General features: G+C 74.3%; 18 protein-coding genes and 1 pseudogene. 12 read left to right on the top strand and 7 right to left on the bottom strand.

Annotated features, from left to right (window positions below):
- Positions 1 to 57: 57 nt before the first annotated feature.
- The 3 genes from PT931_RS29505 to PT931_RS29495 all read left to right on the top strand — a co-directional run bounded on the left by PT931_RS29505 (position 58) and on the right by PT931_RS29495 (position 5,144).
- Positions 58 to 3,318, top strand: a complete 3,261-nt coding sequence (locus PT931_RS29505) for a BTAD domain-containing putative transcriptional regulator (protein ID WP_456248975.1) — start codon at positions 58 to 60, stop codon at positions 3,316 to 3,318.
- On the top strand, positions 3,315 to 4,064 hold the full coding sequence (locus PT931_RS29500; RefSeq protein WP_456248974.1) for a VOC family protein: 750 nt from the start codon (positions 3,315 to 3,317) through the stop codon (positions 4,062 to 4,064). Before PT931_RS29505 ends, PT931_RS29500 begins: the two co-directional genes overlap by 4 nt.
- A 141-nt stretch (positions 4,065 to 4,205) precedes the next feature.
- Complete coding sequence (locus PT931_RS29495) at positions 4,206 to 5,144, top strand: hypothetical protein (protein ID WP_456248973.1); 939 nt, start codon at positions 4,206 to 4,208, stop codon at positions 5,142 to 5,144.
- Between the two features lie 52 nt (positions 5,145 to 5,196).
- Here the strand turns inward: PT931_RS29495 and PT931_RS29490 are convergent, their stop codons facing one another.
- Positions 5,197 to 5,919: a hypothetical protein gene (locus PT931_RS29490; protein ID WP_456248972.1), complete on the bottom strand. Its 723-nt coding sequence runs from the start codon at positions 5,917 to 5,919 to the stop codon at positions 5,197 to 5,199.
- A 279-nt stretch (positions 5,920 to 6,198) separates the two neighbouring features.
- Between PT931_RS29490 and PT931_RS29485 the strand changes: the two genes are divergently transcribed.
- Positions 6,199 to 6,558 carry a cupin domain-containing protein gene (locus PT931_RS29485; RefSeq protein WP_456248971.1) on the top strand — a complete coding sequence of 120 codons (360 nt, stop codon included), beginning with the start codon at positions 6,199 to 6,201 and terminating at the stop codon, positions 6,556 to 6,558.
- 60 nt (positions 6,559 to 6,618) lie between these two features.
- Here PT931_RS29485 and PT931_RS29480 read toward each other — a convergent pair whose 3' ends face one another.
- Both PT931_RS29480 and PT931_RS29475 read right to left on the bottom strand, forming a co-directional pair.
- The gene (locus tag PT931_RS29480; RefSeq protein WP_456248970.1) at positions 6,619 to 6,939 is read right to left on the bottom strand and encodes an NIPSNAP family protein; all 321 of its coding nucleotides are present in this window, start codon (positions 6,937 to 6,939) and stop codon (positions 6,619 to 6,621) included.
- 77 nt (positions 6,940 to 7,016) lie between these two features.
- A complete protein-coding gene (locus PT931_RS29475) occupies positions 7,017 to 7,766 on the bottom strand; it encodes an alpha/beta fold hydrolase (protein WP_456248969.1) in 750 nt (249 codons plus the stop codon).
- A 239-nt stretch (positions 7,767 to 8,005) separates the two neighbouring features.
- Here PT931_RS29475 and PT931_RS29470 point away from each other — a divergent pair.
- Positions 8,006 to 8,403, top strand: a pseudogene (locus tag PT931_RS29470) (CoA-binding protein).
- A 103-nt stretch (positions 8,404 to 8,506) separates the two neighbouring features.
- Here PT931_RS29470 and PT931_RS29465 read toward each other — a convergent pair.
- Positions 8,507 to 10,438 carry a M4 family metallopeptidase gene (locus tag PT931_RS29465; protein ID WP_456248968.1) on the bottom strand — a complete coding sequence of 644 codons (1,932 nt, stop codon included), beginning with the start codon at positions 10,436 to 10,438 and terminating at the stop codon, positions 8,507 to 8,509.
- Positions 10,439 to 10,955: 517 nt separating this feature from the next.
- Positions 10,956 to 11,303, bottom strand: coding sequence for a peptidyl-tRNA hydrolase Pth2 (pth2, locus tag PT931_RS29460; RefSeq protein WP_456248967.1), 348 nt, complete (start codon positions 11,301 to 11,303; stop codon positions 10,956 to 10,958).
- Between the two features lie 41 nt (positions 11,304 to 11,344).
- Here pth2 and PT931_RS29455 point away from each other — a divergent pair, with 41 nt between their 5' ends.
- From PT931_RS29455 to PT931_RS29440, 4 genes are all read left to right on the top strand, one after another.
- Positions 11,345 to 11,674 (top strand): DHCW motif cupin fold protein, encoded by a 330-nt coding sequence (locus PT931_RS29455; RefSeq protein ID WP_456248966.1) that lies wholly within the window; start codon positions 11,345 to 11,347, stop codon positions 11,672 to 11,674.
- Positions 11,675 to 11,805: 131 nt separating this feature from the next.
- A complete protein-coding gene (locus PT931_RS29450; protein ID WP_456248965.1) occupies positions 11,806 to 12,459 on the top strand; it encodes a response regulator in 654 nt (217 codons plus the stop codon).
- A gap of 251 nt (positions 12,460 to 12,710) precedes the next feature.
- The gene (locus PT931_RS29445; RefSeq protein ID WP_456248964.1) at positions 12,711 to 13,994 is read left to right on the top strand and encodes a sensor histidine kinase; all 1,284 of its coding nucleotides are present in this window, start codon (positions 12,711 to 12,713) and stop codon (positions 13,992 to 13,994) included.
- Entirely contained in the window at positions 13,979 to 14,398 is a 420-nt protein-coding gene (locus tag PT931_RS29440) for a VOC family protein (protein WP_363720830.1), read from the top strand. Before PT931_RS29445 ends, PT931_RS29440 begins: the two co-directional genes overlap by 16 nt.
- Before the next feature lie 115 nt (positions 14,399 to 14,513).
- On the opposite strand, the gene PT931_RS29435 is transcribed toward PT931_RS29440, so the two are convergent.
- On the bottom strand, positions 14,514 to 14,837 hold the full coding sequence (locus PT931_RS29435; RefSeq protein WP_456248963.1) for a hypothetical protein: 324 nt from the start codon (positions 14,835 to 14,837) through the stop codon (positions 14,514 to 14,516).
- 215 nt (positions 14,838 to 15,052) lie between these two features.
- The gene (locus PT931_RS29430; RefSeq protein ID WP_456248962.1) at positions 15,053 to 16,255 is read right to left on the bottom strand and encodes a trypsin-like serine protease; all 1,203 of its coding nucleotides are present in this window, start codon (positions 16,253 to 16,255) and stop codon (positions 15,053 to 15,055) included.
- A gap of 433 nt (positions 16,256 to 16,688) precedes the next feature.
- Here PT931_RS29430 and PT931_RS29425 point away from each other — a divergent pair, with 433 nt between their 5' ends.
- The 3 genes from PT931_RS29425 (at position 16,689) to PT931_RS29415 (ending at position 19,422) form a co-directional block, all read left to right on the top strand.
- A complete protein-coding gene (locus PT931_RS29425) occupies positions 16,689 to 17,660 on the top strand; it encodes a fatty acid desaturase family protein (protein ID WP_456249003.1) in 972 nt (323 codons plus the stop codon).
- 135 nt (positions 17,661 to 17,795) lie between these two features.
- Entirely contained in the window at positions 17,796 to 18,497 is a 702-nt protein-coding gene (locus tag PT931_RS29420) for a GAF and ANTAR domain-containing protein (RefSeq protein WP_456248961.1), read from the top strand.
- A gap of 160 nt (positions 18,498 to 18,657) precedes the next feature.
- A complete protein-coding gene (locus PT931_RS29415; protein WP_456248960.1) occupies positions 18,658 to 19,422 on the top strand; it encodes a SigB/SigF/SigG family RNA polymerase sigma factor in 765 nt (254 codons plus the stop codon).
- Positions 19,423 to 19,424 lie beyond the last annotated feature (2 nt).

Below are 19,424 nucleotides of genomic sequence, written 5' to 3'. Positions count from 1 at the left end.
CCCAGGCGACCGTCACTGTGCGTATTGTGTGGGCTTGGGCGAGACAAGGGGATCTTGGTGGAGTTTCGAATCCTGGGTCCGTTGGAGATCCGGGCCGACGACGGAACGGTACGGCAACCGGCCCGGCGGCGGCAGCGCCTCCTCCTCGCGATCCTCCTGACCCGCCCCAACCAGCAGGTGTCCGCCGCCCGGCTCGTGGACGAGCTGTGGGCGGGCGACCCGCCGGACTCCGCGGGCGCGAACCTGCAGTCCTACGTGTCCGACCTGCGCCGGCTCCTCGGCCGGGACCGGCTGCCGCACCAGAACGGCGGCTACCTGATCCGGGTCGACGACTCCGAGCTGGACACGCACGCGTTCACGGAGCGGCACGCGCTCGGCCGGGCGGCCCTCGACCGGGGCGAGCACGACGAGGCGGGCGAGCAGCTGGCCGCCGCGCTGGACCTGTGGCGGGGCGACGTCCTGGAGGACCTGCCGGAGCTGGACTGGCCCGAGGCCAGCCGGTGGGAGGACCTGCGCCAGGTGGCCGCCGAGGACGCGATGGCGGCGATGCTGGGCCTGGGCCGGCACGACGAGGCGGCCGCCGAGCTACGGATCCTCACCCGCCGGTACCCGCAGCGCGAGCGGTTGTGGAGCCAGCTGATGCTCGCCCTGTACCGCTCGGGCCGCCAGACCGAGGCCCTGGCCGCCTACCGGGAGTTCTACCGGCTGATCACGGCCGAGTTCGGCGTCGAGCCGGGGGCGGAGCTGCGCCGGCTGCACGCCCGGATCCTGGCCACCGACCCCGAACTGGACGCGCCGGCCACCTCGACCGCCCCCCGGCCCCGGCAGCTCCCGGCGTCCGGGTCGGCGTTCACCGGCCGGGAGGAGCACCTGGCCACCCTGGACGGGCTGCCCGGCGATGTCACCGTCGCGGCCATCGTCGGCGGCGGCGGGGTCGGCAAGACCACCCTCTCCGTGTACTGGGCCCAGCGCGCCGCCGCCCGGTTCCCCGACGGCCAGCTGTACGTGGACCTGCGCGGCCACGCCCCGCCGCCGGCCCGCCCGCTGCGCCCCGCCGAGGCGCTCGCCGGGTTCCTCCGCGCGCTCGGGGTGCCCGCCGAGCGGGTGCCCACCGACGTGCACGAGGCGGCCGGCATGTTCCGCACCCTGCTCGCGGGCCGCCGGGTGCTGGTGCTCCTGGACAACGCGGCGTCGGCGGAGCAGGTCCGGCCGCTGCTGCCCGGCGGGAACAGCTGCCTGACGGTGGTGACCAGCCGGGACCGGCTGTCGGGGCTGGTCGCCGTGGACGGCGCGCACCGGCTGACCCTGGGCGCGCTGACCCCTGCCGAGGCGCGGGCCCTGCTGGCCCGGGTGCTGGGCGCCGGGCGGCTCGACGCGGAGCCCGCCGAGGTCGACGCGCTGATCCGGCTGTGCGCGGCGCTGCCCCTCGCGCTGCGGGTCGCCGCCGCCGTGCTCGCCGACCACCCGGACCGGACCCTCGCCGGGTACGTGGCGGAACTGTCCGGCGGCCGGGGGCTCGACGCGCTGGAGATCAGCGGGGACGGGCAGGCCGCCGCGCGCGCCACGTTCGACCTGTCGTACGCGCGGCTCGGGTCCGACGCGCGCCGGCTGTTCCGGCTGGTCGGCCTGGCCCCGGGCACGGACATCAGTCCCGCCTCGGCGGCGGCCGTCGCCGGGATCGGGGTCGCGGAGGCCACCCGGCTGCTCGACCAGCTCGCGGCGGCGCACCTGGTGAGCGCCGGCCCGGACCGGTACGGCTGCCACGACCTGCTCCGGCTGTACGCGGTCGAGCGGGCCGAGCGGGAGGACTCCCCCGCCGAGCGCGCCGACGCCCTGGACCGGCTCACCCGGTACTACCTGGGGACGGCGGACGCGGCGGCCCGGCTGCTGTACCCGAACAAGATCCGGCTGGCCCCCGAGACGGACCCGGCGGAACCGGAGGGCGGCCCGCTGGCCGGGCGGTCGGACGCCTCGGCCTGGCTGGAGGCCGAACTGGCCAACCTGGTCGCCATGGTCACCGCCGCCGTGGACCGGGGCGCGCTGGCCGACGCGGCCCTGCTCGCCGACGCGCTGCGCGGCTACTTCTCCACCCGGCCGCACCCGCTGGACTGGTTCACGGTCGCCGACGCGGGCCTGGCCGCCGCGACCGGCACCGGGGACCTGCGCGCCCAGGCCGCCGCGCACCTGAGCCTGGCCAGCGCGCACAGCTGCGTCGGCCGGCACGACGAGGCCAACCACCACTTCGGCATCGCCATCGAGCTCGGCGACAAGGCCGAGTGGCCCGAGCTGACCGCCACCGCGCTGACCAGCGTCGGGTCCGGCCACGCCATGCGCGGCGAGTGGCCGGCGGCCATCGACCACTACCAGCGGGCCCTCACCCTCAACGAGGAGATCGGCCGGGTGACCGGCGCCGCGGTGAACCTGACCGAGATGGGCCTGGCCTACATGGAACTCGGCCGACCGGAGCTGTCCGTCGAGCACCAGCGCCGGGCGATCGACACGTTCCGCCGGGCCGGGCAGCGCAACGGCGAGGCGCACGCGCGCAACCGGCTCGGGATGGCCTACCACGCGCTCGGCCGGCTGGCCGCCGCCGTCGAGCACCTGACCGCCGCCCTGGACCTGGCCCGCGAGCTGGGCGACCGCACCGCCGAGTGGGCCGTCCTGGACAGCGCCGCGCTCGCCTATCTGGATGTCGGGGACCAGGACCGGGCCGACGGGTACGCGCGGGCCGCCCTGGAACTGACCCCGCAGGTCCCGCAGCAGAACCTGGCCGCGTACGTGCACAACACGGTCGCGTTCGTGGCCCTGCGCGGCGGCCGGCTCGACGAGGCCGCCGCCGAGTTCGCCACCGGGCTGCGGCTGGCCCGGCAGAGCGGCCACCGGCCGGCCGAGGGCGGGGCGCTCGTCGGGCAGAGCGCGGTGCACCTGGCCCAGGGCCGGGCGGCGGAGGCCTGCGAGGACGCCCGCCGGGCCCTGGTGCTGGCCACCGACGAGGAGGGCAGCGAACTGCGGGCCCGGGCCGGGGTGGCGCTCGCCGACGCGCTGGTCGGGCTGGGCCGGCACGCGGAGGCCGCCGGGCACGCCGAACGGGCCGCCGAGGTGCACCGGGCGGGCGGGTACCGGCTCGGGTACGCCCGCGCGCTCGTCGCCCTCGGCCATGCCCGGGCCGGGCTGGACGGGGCCGACCCGGCGGAGTGCTGGCGGGAGGCGTACGCGATCCTCGCGCGGGCCGGGGCGACCCCGGAGGCGGCGGCGGTGGCGCAGTACCCGCAGAATCGTTCCGAAGGGGTCGTGAGCCCGGCAGAATGGGGCGCGTGAAGGTCGACGCGCCGTACGCGCAGGGCACGCCCTGCTGGGTCGAGCTGATGGCCCCCACCGACCAGCGGGCCGCCCTCGGGTTCTACCGGGACGTGTTCGGCTGGACCGGGGAGCCCGGGCCGGCGGAGTACGGCGGGTACACGATGATGCTCCTCGACGGCCGGCCCGTCGCCGGCATCGGCGTCACGGTGCCCCGCCAGCCGCCCCCGTTCTGGGCCACCTACCTGGCCACCGACGCGGCCGACGCCGTCGCGGGCCGGATCCCGGGGGCCGGCGGGCAGGTGCTGGTGCCGCCGACCGACGTGCCGACCGCGGGCCGGATGTTCCTCGCCGCCGACCCGACCGGCGGCGTGTTCGGCGTGTGGCAGGCGGACGACTTCTTCGGCGCGGGCATCGTCAACGAGCCCGGCGCGTGGACGTGGAACGAGCTGGACACCCCCGACGCGGGGGCCGCCGCGCCGTTCTACGCCGACGCGTTCGGGATCGCCGTGGAGCCGGTGACCGACCGGCCCGACTACCGGGTGTTCACCGTCGCCGACCGGGCCGTGGCGGGCCTGCGGCAGGGCGGGGGCGCGCCGCGCTGGGCGGTGTACTTCGCGGTCACCGACCCGGACGCGACGGCCGCGGCGGTGGTCCGGGCCGGCGGCCAGGTCGTGCGGGAGCCGGAGGACGTGCCCGGGGTGGGGCGGGTGGCGGTGCTGGTGGACCCGCAGGACGCGGAGTTCTCGGTGCTGCGGTCCGGATAGCACCCACGGTCGACACCCTCCGACGGGTACCGGCGGGGAGCGGTCGGTTCCGCCGCCACGGCCGGGGCGCACGGCGCCGGTCGCCGGTCGCCGGTCGCCGGTCGCCGGTCGCCGGTCGCCGGTCGCCTAGAGTCTGGCGGCATGGATGTGGTTTCGCGGGTGGTGACCCGGAGTGTGGGCGGGCGGATTCTCGGCTTCGACGTGTCCGGCCCGGCCGGGGAGGACGCGGTCCTCGCACCGGACGTGACGTTCGTCGTGCCCGACGGCGACCGGCCCCAGGGCCCGTCGGTGGCCCCGGACCTGGGCGCCGCCGTGTACGCGACCTCCGACGCCGTGGTGTGCCTCGCCCCCGACGGCCACCCGGTCTGGCGGCTCGACCTCGGTGCCGGCCCGGCGACCCACCACACCGCGTGGTCGACCTGCCGGTACTCCCCCGACGGCGCCACGGTCTGGGTCTACCTGCCGGACATCATGGCCGGGCGCGGGGACACGGACCAGTGGCTCGTCCTGGACCCCCGGTCCGGGGCCGTCCTCGCCCGGGCCGCCCTGGACACCACCGGCCAGGGCGGTCACCAGGTACCCGACCCCGACGGCGTCCACATGCTCCTCGACGTGGGCGAGGGCCAGGACGGCACCGTCGTGTACCGGGGCAGGCTGGACGGAGGGACGCTCGCGCTGACGGAGTACCCGTGGAGTGATCGCGTTCTGACGGGGTTGGCGCCCGACGGGCGGCGGGGCATGACCGTCGACCACAGCCAGCAGGACGTCGCCTTCCACGCGCACCCCGACGGCGAGGTCCTGGTCCGGGTCACGGTCGCCGACCTCGGCGACGAGGAGGCCGCCATGGAGTGGAGCGGCGGCTATCTCGAACCGGGGACCGCCGTCGTGACCCTGGTCGGCGAGACGGAGGACGGCGAGGACTGGCACCGGCACACGCTGCTCGACCCGGACACCGGAGCCGTGCTCGGGGACCTGGCGGCCGGGTCCAGCGACCCCTACGACCTCGAACTCGTCGGCGACGGGTCGTGGCTGACGACCGACGCCGACGGCAGGGTGTGGCGACGCGTCCGCCGCACCTGAGCGACCGGTTCCACGGCCTCGACCCCGGCCCGGCTACTACTTTCCCCGGGGCCTACGGGCGCGCGGTGCCGGCCATCTCGGCGGCGCTCCGTGCCTCGGCATCCCCGGAGAAGTAGCCGGTCAGGCGGCCGATCCCGCCGTCGCGGACCTCCGCCAGCAGCATGCCGTTCTCCTCGTGCCCCGGCCGGCCCGGCGCGTCGGCGGTCCGCCCGGCCCAGCGGAGCACGAACCCGTCCGCGGTCGGGGTCCAGTGCCGTTCCGTCACGTGCCGGCCGGCGGGCGCGTCCTCGACGAGCAGCCCGGTCAGGTCCGCGACGCCGGTCGGCGGGCGGTGCGCCCGGGGCAGGTGCACGTCCAGGGCGGCGTCGGGCGCGAACAGTCCGGGGCGGGCCGCGTTGGTCTCCAGGTACGCGGCGAGCCGGTCGACCAGGCCCGTCGCGTCGCACAGCTCGTGCAGGAAGGTCAGGTCCGCCAGGTTCGGGCGGTGCCGGCCCTCGACCCGTTCGAGGTTGGTGAACGTGACCGGGCCGGTACACAGCTCGGCGAGCCGGCGCGCGGCGTCGTCCGTCTCGGGGAGGGCGGAGTTGACCATGGCCGACGCGTACGAGGCGAACTCGTTGACGGCGACGTAGCGGCCCGGGACGTCCCGGTCGGCGTACAGCTCGTCCCGCAGCAGGGTGCGCCTGCCCTCGGTGGCCGCCCACCACCCGGCCTCGAGCCGGCGGAACTCGTCCACCCGGTCGGTACTGAACGTGATGATCTGCACGAAAGACATGGCTTCCTCCAGCACGCCGCACGGCCGCTCCGTACCGGATCCTATGACGCGCACCCCCGGCCCGCCGGGGAACGGAGGAGGCGCCGGGGCCCTGCGGGACGCCCGGCGCCCGGGTGCGGAACGGCACCGACCGCCCCGAACCGCGGCGCCCTGCGGGGAGATCGCCCGGCCGCGCCCGTTGTCCGCTGTGCGGGCTCGGCAAAGCCCGGCACCGGGCGGGGCCGCGTGCCTACGCTCAGGAGGAACGCGCCTGCGCTCAGCGTGGAAGAGGTGGTCATCATGTCCGAACTGCTGAACAAGAGCTTCGACAAGCCCGACGAGACCCGGATGTTCGAGGGGCACGGGCACGCGGACGTCCTGATGATGGGTGACCGTCCGGTGGCGCGCGGCCAGTTCGAGCCGGGGTGGCGCTGGTCGAACGACGTCAAGCCGATCGCGAAGACCGAGTCCTGTCAGGTCTCGCACCTGGGCTACGTCCTGGAGGGCCGGATGCGGATCTTCATGGACGACGGCAGCGAGTACGACCTGACGCCCGGCCACGTCGTCGCGATCCCGCCGGGGCACGACGCCGAGGTGCTCGGTGACGGTGCGTGCGTGATGCTCGACTTCGGGGAGATCGCCGAGTACGCCAAGCGGTGACGGCGCGGCCCGAGGTCGCCGGTCCGGCCCGGGCGACCCCGGGTGGCCCGTGCGGGTGGCTCAGCCCCGGAGGTCCTCGGCGCGGTCCACCTCGATCACCGTCGTGTGGTACGACGCGATCATGGCCATCACCTCGTCCTCCAGGCCGCCGAGCCACTCCGGTCCGCCGTAGAACGCGTCCTTCTGTTTCGCGCGCGCCTCCAGGGACGCGAACGCGCGGATCAGCACGTACCCGTCCGCGTCGTCCAGGGACGGGCCCGCGCGGACGACGTCGATCCCGTACCCGTCGGACACGGGTCGGATCCGTTCCCGGAAGACCCGGTCGAAGGTGTCGCGGAGGCCGGGGCGCAGCTGGTACCCGCGGATCTCGAGAATGCTCATCGGCCCAGCATGCCCGGCTCCCCTGACATCCTGTGTCAGGACGCGCTGATCCAGCGGTCGGGACGCGCGTGTCCCGGTCAGGACGCGCGCAGGAAGTCCAGCAGGAGTGCCGTGGTCTCCGCCGGGCGCTCCAGGCTCGGGAAGTGCCCGGCCCACGGCAGCGCGACGTGCTCCGCGTCCGGGACGAGCCCGGCCAGTTCGGTGGCGATCTCCTGGAAGTCGACGACGTCGTGGCCGCCGGAGACCACCAGGGTCCGGGCCGTGATCGCGGTGACGTCGACGGGCTCGGCCCGGGGCTGGTACTCCCCCGCCGCCAGTTCCCGGGACAGGCCGTGCCGGCACATCGTCCGGACCAGCGCGCGGGTCGCGTCGTCGGCGTCCGGGCCGACCCAGGTGGCCATGTTGCACTCGACAGCCGCGTCGAGGTCGCCCGCCGCGAGGGCGGCCTCCTCCGCGTCGTAGAACGCCCGCAGCCGCGGTGACGGCGCGCGACCGGCCCGGGCGGCGCACAGCAGGGCCAGGGCGGTCACCCGGTCCGGCCAGCGCGCGGCGACCTCCTGGGCGATCCGGCCGCCGTAGGACGAGCCGACCAGCGCGGCGTCCGCCACCCCGAGCGCGTCGAGCAGCGCGGTGACCTCCTCGGCCTCGTTGTATCCGGGCGGCAGGGCCGGGGAGTCGCCGAAGCCGGGCAGGTCGACGCGGACCACGCGGAAGCCGGCGTCGAGGAGGGGCTCCCACTCCGGGGCCCACATCCGTCGGTCGCACACGCCGGAGTGCAGCAGGACCAGGGTCGGGCCGGTACCGGCCTCGTCATAACGGAGCGTCACGGCACCGAGGATAGCCAGCCCCCGCCCCACCGTCGATCGGGTTCCCCGCCGGGCGGGGCGGCCGGGCCGACGCGGCGGCGTCCGGGGCGTCCGGCCCCGGCGGGAGCCCGGCCGGGTGCGGGCGGTCCGTGCCGGTCGTGCCAGACGGCCGGTGCCGGGTCGGTCACGGCGATCCGGAGCCGGGGTCGGCCGCTGGGCGGTCGCGGCGGCCCGGCACCGGGGCGGAGCACAATGGTGCGATGGAGATCGCCGAGATTCTCGCTCTGAAGACCTGGGCCGTCGTCGGCCTCACCGACCACCCGCACCGCCCCGCGCACGGGGTGGCCCGCTTCCTGCTCGACCACGGCCGCGAGGTGATCCCGGTCAACCCCGCCGGCGAGGCGGTGCACGGGCGGCAGGGGTTCGAGAAGCTGGCGGACATCCCGGTACCCGTCGATGTGGTGGACATCTTCCGTCGTTCCACCGAGGCCGGGCGCACGTGGACGAGGCGATCGCGATCGGCGCGAAGGTGGTGTGGCTGCAACTCGGCGTGATCGACGAGGCGGCGGCCGACCGGGCCCGGGCCGCGGGACTCACCGTGGTGATGGACCGCTGCCCGGCCATCGAGTGGCGCGCGCACGGCCCCCGACCTGCCTGACAGACCCCCGAAACCCCGACCTCGAGGGGTACCGGCGCCACTGCCGCGCGCACGGGAGGGGCCGGCCGCCTGACGGCGACCGGCCCCTCGACGAACGCGATACCTAGAGCGTGAGCGTCCAGGTGTCGATCTTGCCGGTGTCGATCGAGGCAGCGTCCTGGACGCGCAGGCGCCAGGTGCCGTTCTTGGCCTCGCTGGACAGGTTCACGGTGTAGGTCGTGTTGATGTTGTCAGTGCTGCCGCCGGCGCGGTTGTGCAGCACGTATGCCGAACCGTCCGGAGCGACGAGGCTGACGACCAGGTCACCGATGTAGGTGTGCACGATGTTCACCGCGACCTTGGAGGTGGCCGAGGCGTTGCCGGCGCAGCCGGCGACGGTGACGTTGCTGTACACCGTGGTGTTGTCCGGGATCGCGACGTCGGTGCCGTTGGTGACGGCGGCACAGGTCGGGCCACCGGTCGGCGACGAGGTCGCGGTCGGGCTGGCGGTCGGGGTGCCGCCACACGGGGCGTCCTCACCGGCGACGGTCACACCGGTCCACACAGCCTGGACGGCCTTGTACTCCGGGGAGCACAGCCCGTGCAGGTCGGTGGCCGCCGAGAGGGTCGCGGCGCGGACGTCGTTGGTGCCGGAGGCGACGTACTTCGTGGAGCTGGTGAAGTAGACGTCCATGGCCCGGTACCAGATCTTCTCGGCCTTGGACCGACCGATACCGGCCAGCGTGGTGCCGTTGCAGGTCGTGGCGACACCGTACTCGGTGGAGTCGTTGCCCTCGGCCAGCAGGAAGTACGCCAGGTTGCCGACGCCCGAGGAGTAGTGCACGTCGATGCTGCCGAGACCGGAGTACCAGCAGTTCTTCGACGAGCCGTCCTTCTTCGGGTCGTACATGTAGCGCAGCGGGGTGCCGTTGCCGTTGATGTCGATCTTCTCACCGACGTTGTAGTCGCCCGGGTCCGAGGCGTTGGCGGCGTAGAACTCCACCATGTTGCCCCAGATGTCCGAGGCGGACTCGTTCAGACCGCCGGACTCGCCCGAGTAGGTCAGACCACCGGGGATGATGCTCTCGGTGATGCCGTGGCCCATCTCGTGGCCCGCGACGTCGATGGACACCAGCGGCTTGCCGTTGCCGTCACCGTACGTCATCTGGGTGCCGTCCCAGAACGCGTTCACGTAGTTGTTGCCGTAGTGCACCCGGCTCTTGACGCCCGCGCCGTTGCCGAAGATGCCGTTGCGGCCGTGCACGTTCTTGAAGTAGTCGAACGTCTCGGCGGCACCGTAGTGCGCGTCGACACCCGCCGACTGCCGGTTCGAGTTCGCGCCCGTGCCCCAGGTGTTGTCGGGGTCGGTGAACGTCGTACACGTGCTCGAACCGTTGTTCATGTCACAGGTGGTGCCGTTGCCACGGACCGGGTCGACCATCGAGTACGTGCTACCCGACTGGGTCGTGTCGATCGGAACCTGGCCGAGGTACAGGCTGTTGCCCGTGCCCGTGACGTGCTTGACGTCGTCGGACGCGCCACGGATCGCGCCCGTGTTGGCGTCGACGACCACGTGCAGGTTGCTCGGGGTCTGGTCGGCCTTGACGCCCGACATCTCGACCTCGTACGCGAGGACGGCCGCGCCGTCACCGGAGGCGTCCACCACGAGGGTCGGCGTCGCCACCTTCTCCAGCTTGCCCGAGAACGCGCGGGTCGCCGAGGAGGCCGCGGCGTCCGCGGTGATCCCCGGGGTCGTGCTGATCCGCAGCGCGGCGCTCAGCCCGACCGTCGCGCTGGAGAACGAGCCACCCGGCGCGTTGTGCACGACGAAGTCACCGCCGAGCACCTCGAGCCCCTTGTAGGTCCGGGTGTAGCGCGTGTGCGTCGCGCCGGTGTTCTTGTCGATGATGGTGCGGTTGACGGCGTACGCGTCGCCGTCCGCTCCACGGATCGCGTCACGGTTCGCCGCGAGGGCGGCGTTCGCCTGCGCGATGGCCGTGCTCTGACTGGGTATTGACGGTGTCGCGTTCGCAAGCGAAGCGACCCCTGCTGCCATTCCGGCGATCAAGACCACGGTTCCCACCGCGGCGACAGATCTGTTCACCGGAGCCTCCCATTCACTGAGGGGTTCGTGACGTGCGTCACGAGGGCATGTATAACAGCGCACGTAACCTGAGTAAAGACAGGTGAAACACATTGACGCTCACCAACTCCGTGGAGTTACGTTCACCCCGCGTTTCCCCAGGATTCGGCCACGGAGCGTGACAAAGGCGTCCGATCGGTCGGACAGTCGACCGACGCCGATGGATGCCCCATCCGCCCCACGGACCACTCTGGACGTCTTCCGTCCCACGGGATGGGCGGCGCGTGTCCCACCTGCCCGGACGGGATGCGGGTCCTCGGTGGATCGGCGCCGGGCGTGGATCGGTGCGTCAGTGCCACGGTCGGGGCGGGCTCGCGCGTCGTCGCCGCGACCGGGCGGGTCTGAGTCGCTTCGTGGTCGCTGCGACCGGACGGGGCGGAGTCGCGTCGCGGTCGCTAGGGCCGAGCGGTTCGACCGGCCGGGGCGGCGGTCAGAGCAGGGAGAGGGTGCCGGCCACCGCGTCGATGTCGGCGATCGTCGCCGGTCCGATGGCGCAGCAGGTCGCCGTCCCCGGGTCCACCTGGGTCCGGCCGGCGTCGTGGATCACCTCGACGGGCAGCCCTGCCGCCTCCGCCGCCGCGCACACCTCGGCCAGCTGCTCCGCGCCCGACACCCGCAGGACGACCTTCGGCTGGCCGTCGCGCAGCCAGTCCATCAGCACGGGCGAGTCCAGGTTGCGCAGTACCGCGCCCACCGCCGCGTGCGCCGCCTGGGCCGCGATCTTGCCCTTGCCCATGGCGAGGTCGGTCCGCACCACGACGACGAGTTTGTGAGCCACGACCGGACTCTACGGTGCGGCCCCCGCGCTACGGTGGCCGGATGATGATCACCTCGGTCCCGTTCGGCACGACCGACTGGGCGCGGGTGCCCGTCACCGAGCACCCCGGCACGACCGGCACCGCGACCTGGCGGACCCGGCAGTTCGGCGACGTGCGGGTCCGGATGGTCGACTACAGCCCGGGCTACCTCGCCGACCACTGGTGCGACAAGGGGCACGTCCTGCTGGTGCTGGAGGGCACGCTGACCACCGAACTCGCGGGCGGCGGCACGGTCACCCTGGAGGCCGGAAGCAGCTACCAGGTGGGCGACGACACCGAGGCGCACCGGTCGAGCACGGCGACGGGGGCCCGGCTGTTCGTCGTCGACTAGCGGCGGCCGGCTTCCCCCGACCGGCGGGCGGCTACCCGCCGGTTCGGTGTGATTCGCGCCTCTTGTACAGCCCAGACTCTGGCCCCCGACGACCGACACTCGACATGATCAGGTGTCTTGAGGGGGTACACGTGGTGCGAGTGCTTGTGGTCGACGACGAGGCATTGGTACGTTCGGGCCTCGGCGCGATCCTCGGGTCGGCCGGCGACTTCGAGGTTCTGACCGCGACCGGCGCCGAGGCCGTGGAGGTGACCCGGCGGCACCGGCCCCGGGTGGCGCTGGTCGACATCCGGATGCCCGATGTGGACGGCCTGACCCTGCTGCGCAGGCTGCGCGCGCTGACCACCCCGGTCGCGGTCGCGATGCTGACCACGTTCGACATGGACGCGCACGTGCACGAGGCGCTGCGGTCCGGGGCGTCCGGCTTCCTGCTGAAGGACACCGAGCCCGCCGAGCTGATCGCGGCCGTCCGGGCGCTCGCCGCCGGGGGCACGGTGCTGTCGCCGCAGGTCGCGACACTGGTGGTCGACGGGTACCTGCGGTCGGGCCCCTGCCCCGCCGCGCGCGCCCGGGTCGCGGAACTGTCCGGCAGGGAACTCGACGTGCTGGCGCTGCTGGCCACCGGCCTGTCCAACGCGGAGATCGCCGACCGGCTGTACCTGGCGTCCGGCACGGTCAAGGACCACGTGAGCGCCCTGCTGGTCAAGCTGCGCGCCGTCAACCGGGTGCAGGCCGCCGGCATCGCGCACAAGGCCGGGGTCGTCGTCGACCACGGCGGGGCGTGATCGGCCGCCCGTCCGGGACGCCCGGGTCGCGGGGCCCAGGGCGACCGTCCGGTGTGCGGTGGCCGTTCCGGCGGGTGTCCGGCCCGTGGTGGCTCGGCGGACCGACACCCGACCTGGGGCGGCCCTCCCGGCCGACACCCGGCCTGTGGCGACAGCGTCGACCGGCCCCCGGCGTGCGGAGGCCCTCCCGGCCCGGACCCGGCCCGTGGCGGCCGTTCAGGCGGGTGTCCGGAGTCCGTCCCGGTCCGGCGGTGCGGCGCGGGCTGGTCGACGCGGCCCTGGTCGCGACCGCCGCGACGGACGTGCTGCTCACCGCCCCGACCGGCGGACACCCCGTCTACACCTGTTCGCTGCTGGCCGCCGCCGCCCTGCCGCTGCGGCGCCGGTGGCCCCGGACCACCCTGCTGCTGGTCCTGCCCGGGCTGTTCGCCGGCGTGGCCGTCCTCGCCGCCGTGTTCGCCCTCTACGCCGTCGCGGCCACCGAGCACCGCCGCCGGTGGCTGTACGCGGCCACGGGCGTCGTCGCCGTCGGCGCGATCCTGCCGTGGCCCGTGGCCGAACTGTCCACCCAGCCGCCGGACGAACTGGCCGAACGCCGGGCCCGCGAACAGGAATGGACCACCCAGCGGGTACTGGCCGCCGAGCGCGCCCGGCTCGCCCGCGAGATGCACGACGTGGTGTCCCACCAGGTCAGCCTCATCGCCGTGACGGCCGGCGCGTGGCGGGTCGGTGCCGCCGACGACGCGGGCCGGGCGGCCGCCGAGGAGATCCGCCGCCGGGCGGCCCGCACCCTGGTGGAGCTGCGGCACATGGTCGGCGTCCTGCGCGCCTGCCCGTCCGCGCCGTTGACCCCCGGGCCGGTGCCGCAGGCGGGGCTCGCGGACGTGCCCGCGCTGGTCGGCGAGCACGAGGGGGCCGTGCTCACCGGGCTGCCCGACGCGGCGGGGGTCCCCGAGGCGCAGCAGCGGGCCGCGTACCGGACGGTCCAGGAGGCCCTGACCAATGTCCGCAAGCACGCGCCTGGGGCCGCGACGACCGTCTCGGTGTCCACCACGGCCGACGAACTCCACGTCATGGTCGCCAACACCTCCCCCACGCCCCACCGGGTCCCAGGGCCGCCCGGGGTGGAGCGCCGCCCCAACGGATCCCGGACACCCGGATCGGCCAGGCCGCCCACCGGCGGAGCCGCGACGCAAGGGCCGACCGGGTGCGAAGGGAACCAGCGCGGGCCGACCGGCATGGACGGGAGCAGGCACGGGCAGACCGGGTGGGACGGGAGCATGCACGGGCCGTTCGGATGGGACGTCGACTCCGACGGGCCCGGGGGCGGGCGGCAGTCCGGGGCCGAGGAGTTGCCCGGGGGTGGGCACGGGCTGCTGGGGCTGCGGGAGCGGGCCGCGCTGCTCGGCGGCCGGCTGGTGGCCGGCCCGACCGGGGACGGCTACGTCATCCGGCTCGCGCTCCCGTTGGGGGACCGTGGCAGGATGACCCTCCCGCCACCGCGACCAGGAGAAGCACCATGCGCCGACGACTGAACCTGATCCTGCTCGGCGTCCGCGACGTGCTGGGCTCCGTGGCGTTCTACGAGGCCCTGGGCTGGAAGCGCGCGGCCGCCGGTTCCGACGAGTTCGCGCTGTTCGAGCTGGGCGGGGTCGCGGTCGCGTTCCAGTCCCGGGAGGCGTTCGCCGCCGACGCCCGGCTCACCGACCACGGGGCGGGCGGGTTCGCCGGGTTCGCGCTCGCGTACGTGGCCCGCAGCGCCGACGAGGTCTACCAGGTGATGGCGCGCGCCGAGGAGCTGGGCGCAACGGTGACCCGGCCGGCGGGGGCCAACGCCTGGGGCCACAACGGTTACTTCACGGACCCCGACGGCCACCTGTTCGAGGTCCTGTACGAGGACGGCTGGATCTTCGACGAGCACGACGACCTGGTGCTCTGAACGGACCCGCACCGGTCGCCGCGCCGACGGCCGGGTTCCGTGAGCAGGCCCGCTGGCTGACGTGGTGTCCTCGGCGGACCGGGAGCGGGTCGGACCTGGCGCGGGCCGGCCGGTGTCACGGCTCGTCGGCGAGGTGTCGACACGAGGTGCCCGTCACCGTGGGGTCGCGGGCGACGCCGGACAGGACGGCGTCGAGGGCGGGGCCCGCGTCGGCGGTACCCGTCAGATCGGCCCTGATCTGGATCGTGCCCTCGACCTGGAGCGTCTCCACGGCCCGGACCCGGGCGCCGCCGACGGTCCGCAGCGCCGTCAGCAGCGCCGTGCGGACCCGGCCGTCGTCGGGCAGCACGATGGTCGTCTCGACCCGCCAGCCGGTGACGACCTCGTCGCCCGAGCCGGGTTCGCGGTCGATCCGGCAGCCGGCGGCGCGGAGCACCACGGCGTGGTGACCCGATCGTGGGGCCGGGGCGGCGTGGCCGGCGGGGTGGGGTGTCGCATGTCGCCGTTCTCCTGACGTGGGCGGGAGAGCACACGTCCGCGTGCGCCGTCCGGCAGTCTCACCCGCCCCGGCGGTGCCGGTCCCCCGCCGGTCGGCGGGCCCACCGCCCGCCGGGCGGCCCGGAGGACGGGGGGACATCCTCCGGGCCTGGTCGGTCAGTTGCAGAACAGGAACGTCCCGACCTGCTGGCAGCTGATGGCGCGGGTGGCCGTGCCGGTCCGCCCCGAGTTGTCGGTCACGGTCAGCCGCGCCGTGTAGGTACCGGCGCGCGCCGGATAGCCGTGGTTCACCTGGCGGCCGGAGCCGGTCGTCCCGTCGCCGAAGTCCCAGGCGTAGCCGACGATCGTGCCGTCGGGGTCCCGGGAGTACTGCCCGTCGAACTGGCACGCCGACTGCTGGCAGAACGCGAAGATGCTCGCGGTCGGCGACTGGCCGGGGCCGCCCGTCGGGGTCGGGGTCGGCTTCGTGGGGGTCGGTGTCGGGGCGGTCGGGGTCGGCGACGGGCCGGGGCCGGTGCCGCTGATCTCCCGGTTGGCCCAGTCACCCATGGCGTTGGTGAGCCGGCCGAAGCCCGCCACCCCGTTGCACCCGGACTTGACGAACGAGGACACCCCCACGATCACGCCGTCCACGAGCGCGCCTCCCCCGCTGTCGCCCTGGCAGATGCTGTCGTGGCCGTCGGAGTAGCCGGCGCAGACCATGTACTCCGCGTTGTAGGTCCCCAGGATCGACTTGCACGGGCTGGCCGCCAGGATCGGGAAGTCGGCCTGCTTGAGGATGCTGCTGGTGTTCTCGTCGAGCGCGATCCGGCCGTACCCGACGAAGTGGATCGTCTTGCCGACCTCGGTGAGCGCGGTGTCGCCCGAACCCGCCACCCGGGGGTACTTGTACCCCGCCGGCACCGGGATGTCCCGGTCCACGGTGACGACCGCGACGTCCCAGCCGGTCTGCCAGCCGTTGTTGGAGTTGTAGTTCGGGTGCGCCTTGTAGTCGAGGACCTCGACCCAGGTGCCGCCGGCGGGGTTGGAGAAGTTGTCGAGCCCGTAGAGGAACCGCTTCTCCCCGTCGGCGTACTTGCAGTGCGCGGCGATCAGGATCTTGCGCGGGGCGACGACCGACCCGGTACAGGAGGCGCCCTGGGGTCGGGGGCCGCCCGCCCGGGTGCCGACGATGACGTACGGGTAGTCGGCGACGTGCGCCTCCGTACCTCCGACGATCCCGGGCCCTTGCGTCACGTACTGGGACTCCGGTGTGACCGCGTCACCGACGGCGGGTGCGGCACCGAGCGCCGAGAGGGGTACCAGCGCCGCGACGACCGCGAGGCCGAGCAGGGCGCTGAAGCGTGTTGATGTGCTCACCGTTCTCCTTCCATGTCCTTGGCGGGGTGGTGGCGCGAGACTATGGTCGGGGAAACCTCCGCGAACAGCCCCTTTCAACCGTCTTGTGCCAGGCAACCGCAGTTTCTGTCACGAGGTGTGGAAACGGAGCAGGTCCGCCGGTGCTCCCGGGGCACGGGTGCGCGCCGGGTGGCGGGGGCTACACTCTGGGTGTCGCCCTAGACCCCGGTGGCTGCATTCCGCGCGTGCGGAGGCGCACCACTTTCCAGCAGGGCGGCTCCCCATGAACACCACAGACCAGGCCGCTCCGGGCCAGGCGGTCCCGCACGCCCCCGCGAGCCGGGCCGCCGACAGCAGGACCGCCGCGGGCCGGACGCCCCAGCAGGCCGCCCCCGGCGCCGCACAGCGGGTCCCCTCCCCCCGCCGCCCCGCCGGCAGCGACTACGCCGAGCTGATGAACCGGGTCCGCGCCGCCGGCCTCCTCGACCGCCGCACCGGCCCGTACGCGGTCCGGATCGCCGTCAACGCCGCGCTGATGGTCGCCGGCTGGACGGCGTTCGCGCTGCTCGGCGACTCGTGGTGGCAGCTCGTCGTCGCCGTGTTCCTGGCGTTCGTGTTCACCCAGTCCGGTTTCCTCGGGCACGAGGCGGGGCACCGGCAGATCTTCCGGTCCAGGCGGGCCAACCAGCTCGTGGGGCTGACGCACGGCAACCTGGCGATCGGGCTCGCGTTCGGCTGGTGGGTGGACAAGCACCACCGGCACCACGCGCACCCCAACCAGGAGGGCCACGACCCCGACATCAGCGGCGAGGCCATCGTGTTCACCGAGGCGCAGGCCCGGGGGCGGCGCGGGGCGGGGCTGCGGATCGCCCGGTACCAGGCGCATCTGTTCTTCCCCATGCTGCTCCTGGAGGGCCTGGCCCTGCACGTGGCCAGTGTCCGCGCGGTGCTCCAGAAGAGCTACCGGCAGCGGGGGCTGGAGGCGGGGCTGCTCGCCCTGCACGCGGTCGCCTACGTCGGCGCGCTCGTCCTCGTCCTGCCCCCGGGCAAGGCGCTGGCCTTCGCCGCCGTGCAACAAGGGCTGTTCGGGGTGTACCTGGGCTGCGCGTTCGCCCCCAACCACAAGGGCATGCCGATCCTGTCGGCGGACGACGACACGGACTTCCTTCGCCGCCAGGTGCTCACCGCGCGCAACGTGCGGGGCGGCCGGCTGGTCGACGCGCTGTTCGGCGGGCTGAACTACCAGATCGAGCACCACCTGTTCCCCAGCATGCCGCGCGGTGCGCTGCGCCGGGCCCGGCCGATCGTCCGGGCGTACTGCGGGGAGCTGGGCGTCCCGTACGCGGAGACCGGGATCGTCGACTCCTACCGCCAGGCGCTGGGCCACCTGCACGCCGTGGGTCGCGGAGTACCGGGAGCCCCGTGACCGGTGGGCGCGCCGCGCCGGGACGTGGCCCGCGACGCCGTCGGACGCGTGCCGCGGTGCGGGCCGGAACCGCCCCCGGAGGTCCAGAACGAACGGTGAGGCGTTGCGTCGAGAGGGCTACCGAGGTGGGCGACGATGACTGAGCACCTGCTGGCCGAGACGTTCGTCGAGCTCGCGGACACCCTGGTCGACGACTTCGACGTCCTCGACTTCCTGCACCAGGTGACGGTGCGCTGCGCCCAGGTGCTGGGGGTCGCGGCGGCCGGGGTGCTGCTCACCGACCAGCGCGGCGCGCTGCGGGTGGTGGCGGCGTCCACGGAGCGGACCCGGATGCTGGAGCTGCTCCAGATCCAGACCGACGAGGGCCCGTGCCCGGAGTGTTTCCACACCGGCCGGCCGATCGCCGTGCCCGACGTGTCCGCCGTCGCCGACCGGTGGCCCCGGTTCGCGGCCGAGGCCCGCGCCGTCGGGTTCGCCGCCGTGCACGCGCTGCCGATGCGGCTGCGCGCCGACGTGATCGGGACGCTCAACCTGTTCGACGCGGAGCCCGGCGCCCTCAGCCCGGAGACGATCCGGCTCGGTCAGGCCCTGGCCGACGTGGCCACCATCGGGCTGTTGCAGGCCCGCGCGATCCGGCACCGCGAGACCCTCGCCGAGCAGTTGCAGACCGCGCTCAACAGCCGGGTCGTCATCGAGCAGGCCAAGGGTGTCATCGCCGAGCGCCGGGGGTTGGACATGGACCAGGCGTTCACCCTGCTGCGGGACACGGCCCGGTCCGGCAACCTCGGGCTGTCCGATCTCGCCCGCTCGGTGGTCGACGGCGTGACCGTTCTCTGAAAGCGGCCGGCGATCCGGTTCGGGGGGCGCTTTCCGGCGTAGGGTACACACAGGCTCTCCGCGCGGGCGCGTCGCCGCCCGGACCCCGCGGTCGCTCCGACGGCACCCTTCCACGGTGCCGTACCAGACCGCGGCGTGTCCCGTAAGGGCGTTGATCCTCATGAGTACCCGACTGTTCCCCACCCGCCAGACCTCCGAGCTCCTGCTCGCCGAACGGGCCGGCCTGCCCGAGGGGGACCCGCGCCGCGCGGCCCTGCGGGCCCGGGTGATCGAGAAGAACCTGCCGATGGCCCACCAGCTGGCCCGGCGCTACTCCGGCCGGGGCGAGCCCGGTGACGACCTGGCCCAGGTGGCCGCGCTCGCCCTGGTCAGAGCGGTCGACGGGTACGACCCGGACCGGGAGGTGCCCTTCCTCGGGTACGCCGTGCCCTGCGTCCTCGGCGCGCTCAAGCGGCACTTCCGGGACTCCTGCTGGGACATCCGGGTGCCCCGGTCCGTCCAGGAGCTGTCCCGGCACGTGCTAACCGCGACCGCCGACCTCGGCCAGCGGCTGGGCCGGCAGCCCACGCCCGGGGAACTGGCCGCGCACCTGCGGGTCGACGTCCCCACCGTGGCCGCGGCCCTCGGTGCGACGCACTCCTACCGGCTGGCCTCCCTGGACGTGCCACACCCGGGCCACGCGCACGGCGACCTCGGCGAGGTGCTCGGCGAGGTCGATCCGCGCTTCGCCGGGGTGGACGACCGGTTGGCCCTCGGGCCGCTGGTCGAGGCGCTGCCGGCGCGGGAGCGGCGCATCCTGCGGATGCGGTACTCCGGCGAGATGAGCCAGAGCAGCATCGCCGCCGAGATCGGGATCTCGCAGATGCAGGTGTCGCGGTTGCTGAAGCGTTCCCTGGCCCGGTTGCGGTCCGGGATCGCGGCCTGAGG

The organism is Longispora urticae (assembly GCF_053902585.1).
The sequence above is the reverse complement of the archived record's forward strand: the minus strand, read 5'-3'. Positions and strand labels throughout refer to the sequence as shown.

Excerpts from the sequence above, each read along its gene's own strand:
- PT931_RS29495 (WP_456248973.1), top strand. The coding sequence starts at position 4,206 with ATGGATGTGGTTTCGCGGGTGGTGACCCGGAGTGTGGGCGGGCGGATT.
- PT931_RS29490 (WP_456248972.1), bottom strand. The coding sequence starts at position 5,919 with ATGTCTTTCGTGCAGATCATCACGTTCAGTACCGACCGGGTGGACGAG.
- PT931_RS29485 (WP_456248971.1), top strand. The coding sequence starts at position 6,199 with ATGTCCGAACTGCTGAACAAGAGCTTCGACAAGCCCGACGAGACCCGG.
- PT931_RS29480 (WP_456248970.1), bottom strand. The coding sequence starts at position 6,939 with ATGAGCATTCTCGAGATCCGCGGGTACCAGCTGCGCCCCGGCCTCCGC.
- PT931_RS29465 (WP_456248968.1), bottom strand. The coding sequence starts at position 10,438 with ATGGCAGCAGGGGTCGCTTCGCTTGCGAACGCGACACCGTCAATACCC.
- PT931_RS29455 (WP_456248966.1), top strand. The coding sequence starts at position 11,345 with ATGATGATCACCTCGGTCCCGTTCGGCACGACCGACTGGGCGCGGGTG.
- PT931_RS29440 (WP_363720830.1), top strand. The coding sequence starts at position 13,979 with ATGCGCCGACGACTGAACCTGATCCTGCTCGGCGTCCGCGACGTGCTG.
- PT931_RS29425 (WP_456249003.1), top strand. The coding sequence starts at position 16,689 with ATGAACCGGGTCCGCGCCGCCGGCCTCCTCGACCGCCGCACCGGCCCG.
- PT931_RS29420 (WP_456248961.1), top strand. The coding sequence starts at position 17,796 with ATGACTGAGCACCTGCTGGCCGAGACGTTCGTCGAGCTCGCGGACACC.
- PT931_RS29415 (WP_456248960.1), top strand. The coding sequence starts at position 18,658 with ATGAGTACCCGACTGTTCCCCACCCGCCAGACCTCCGAGCTCCTGCTC.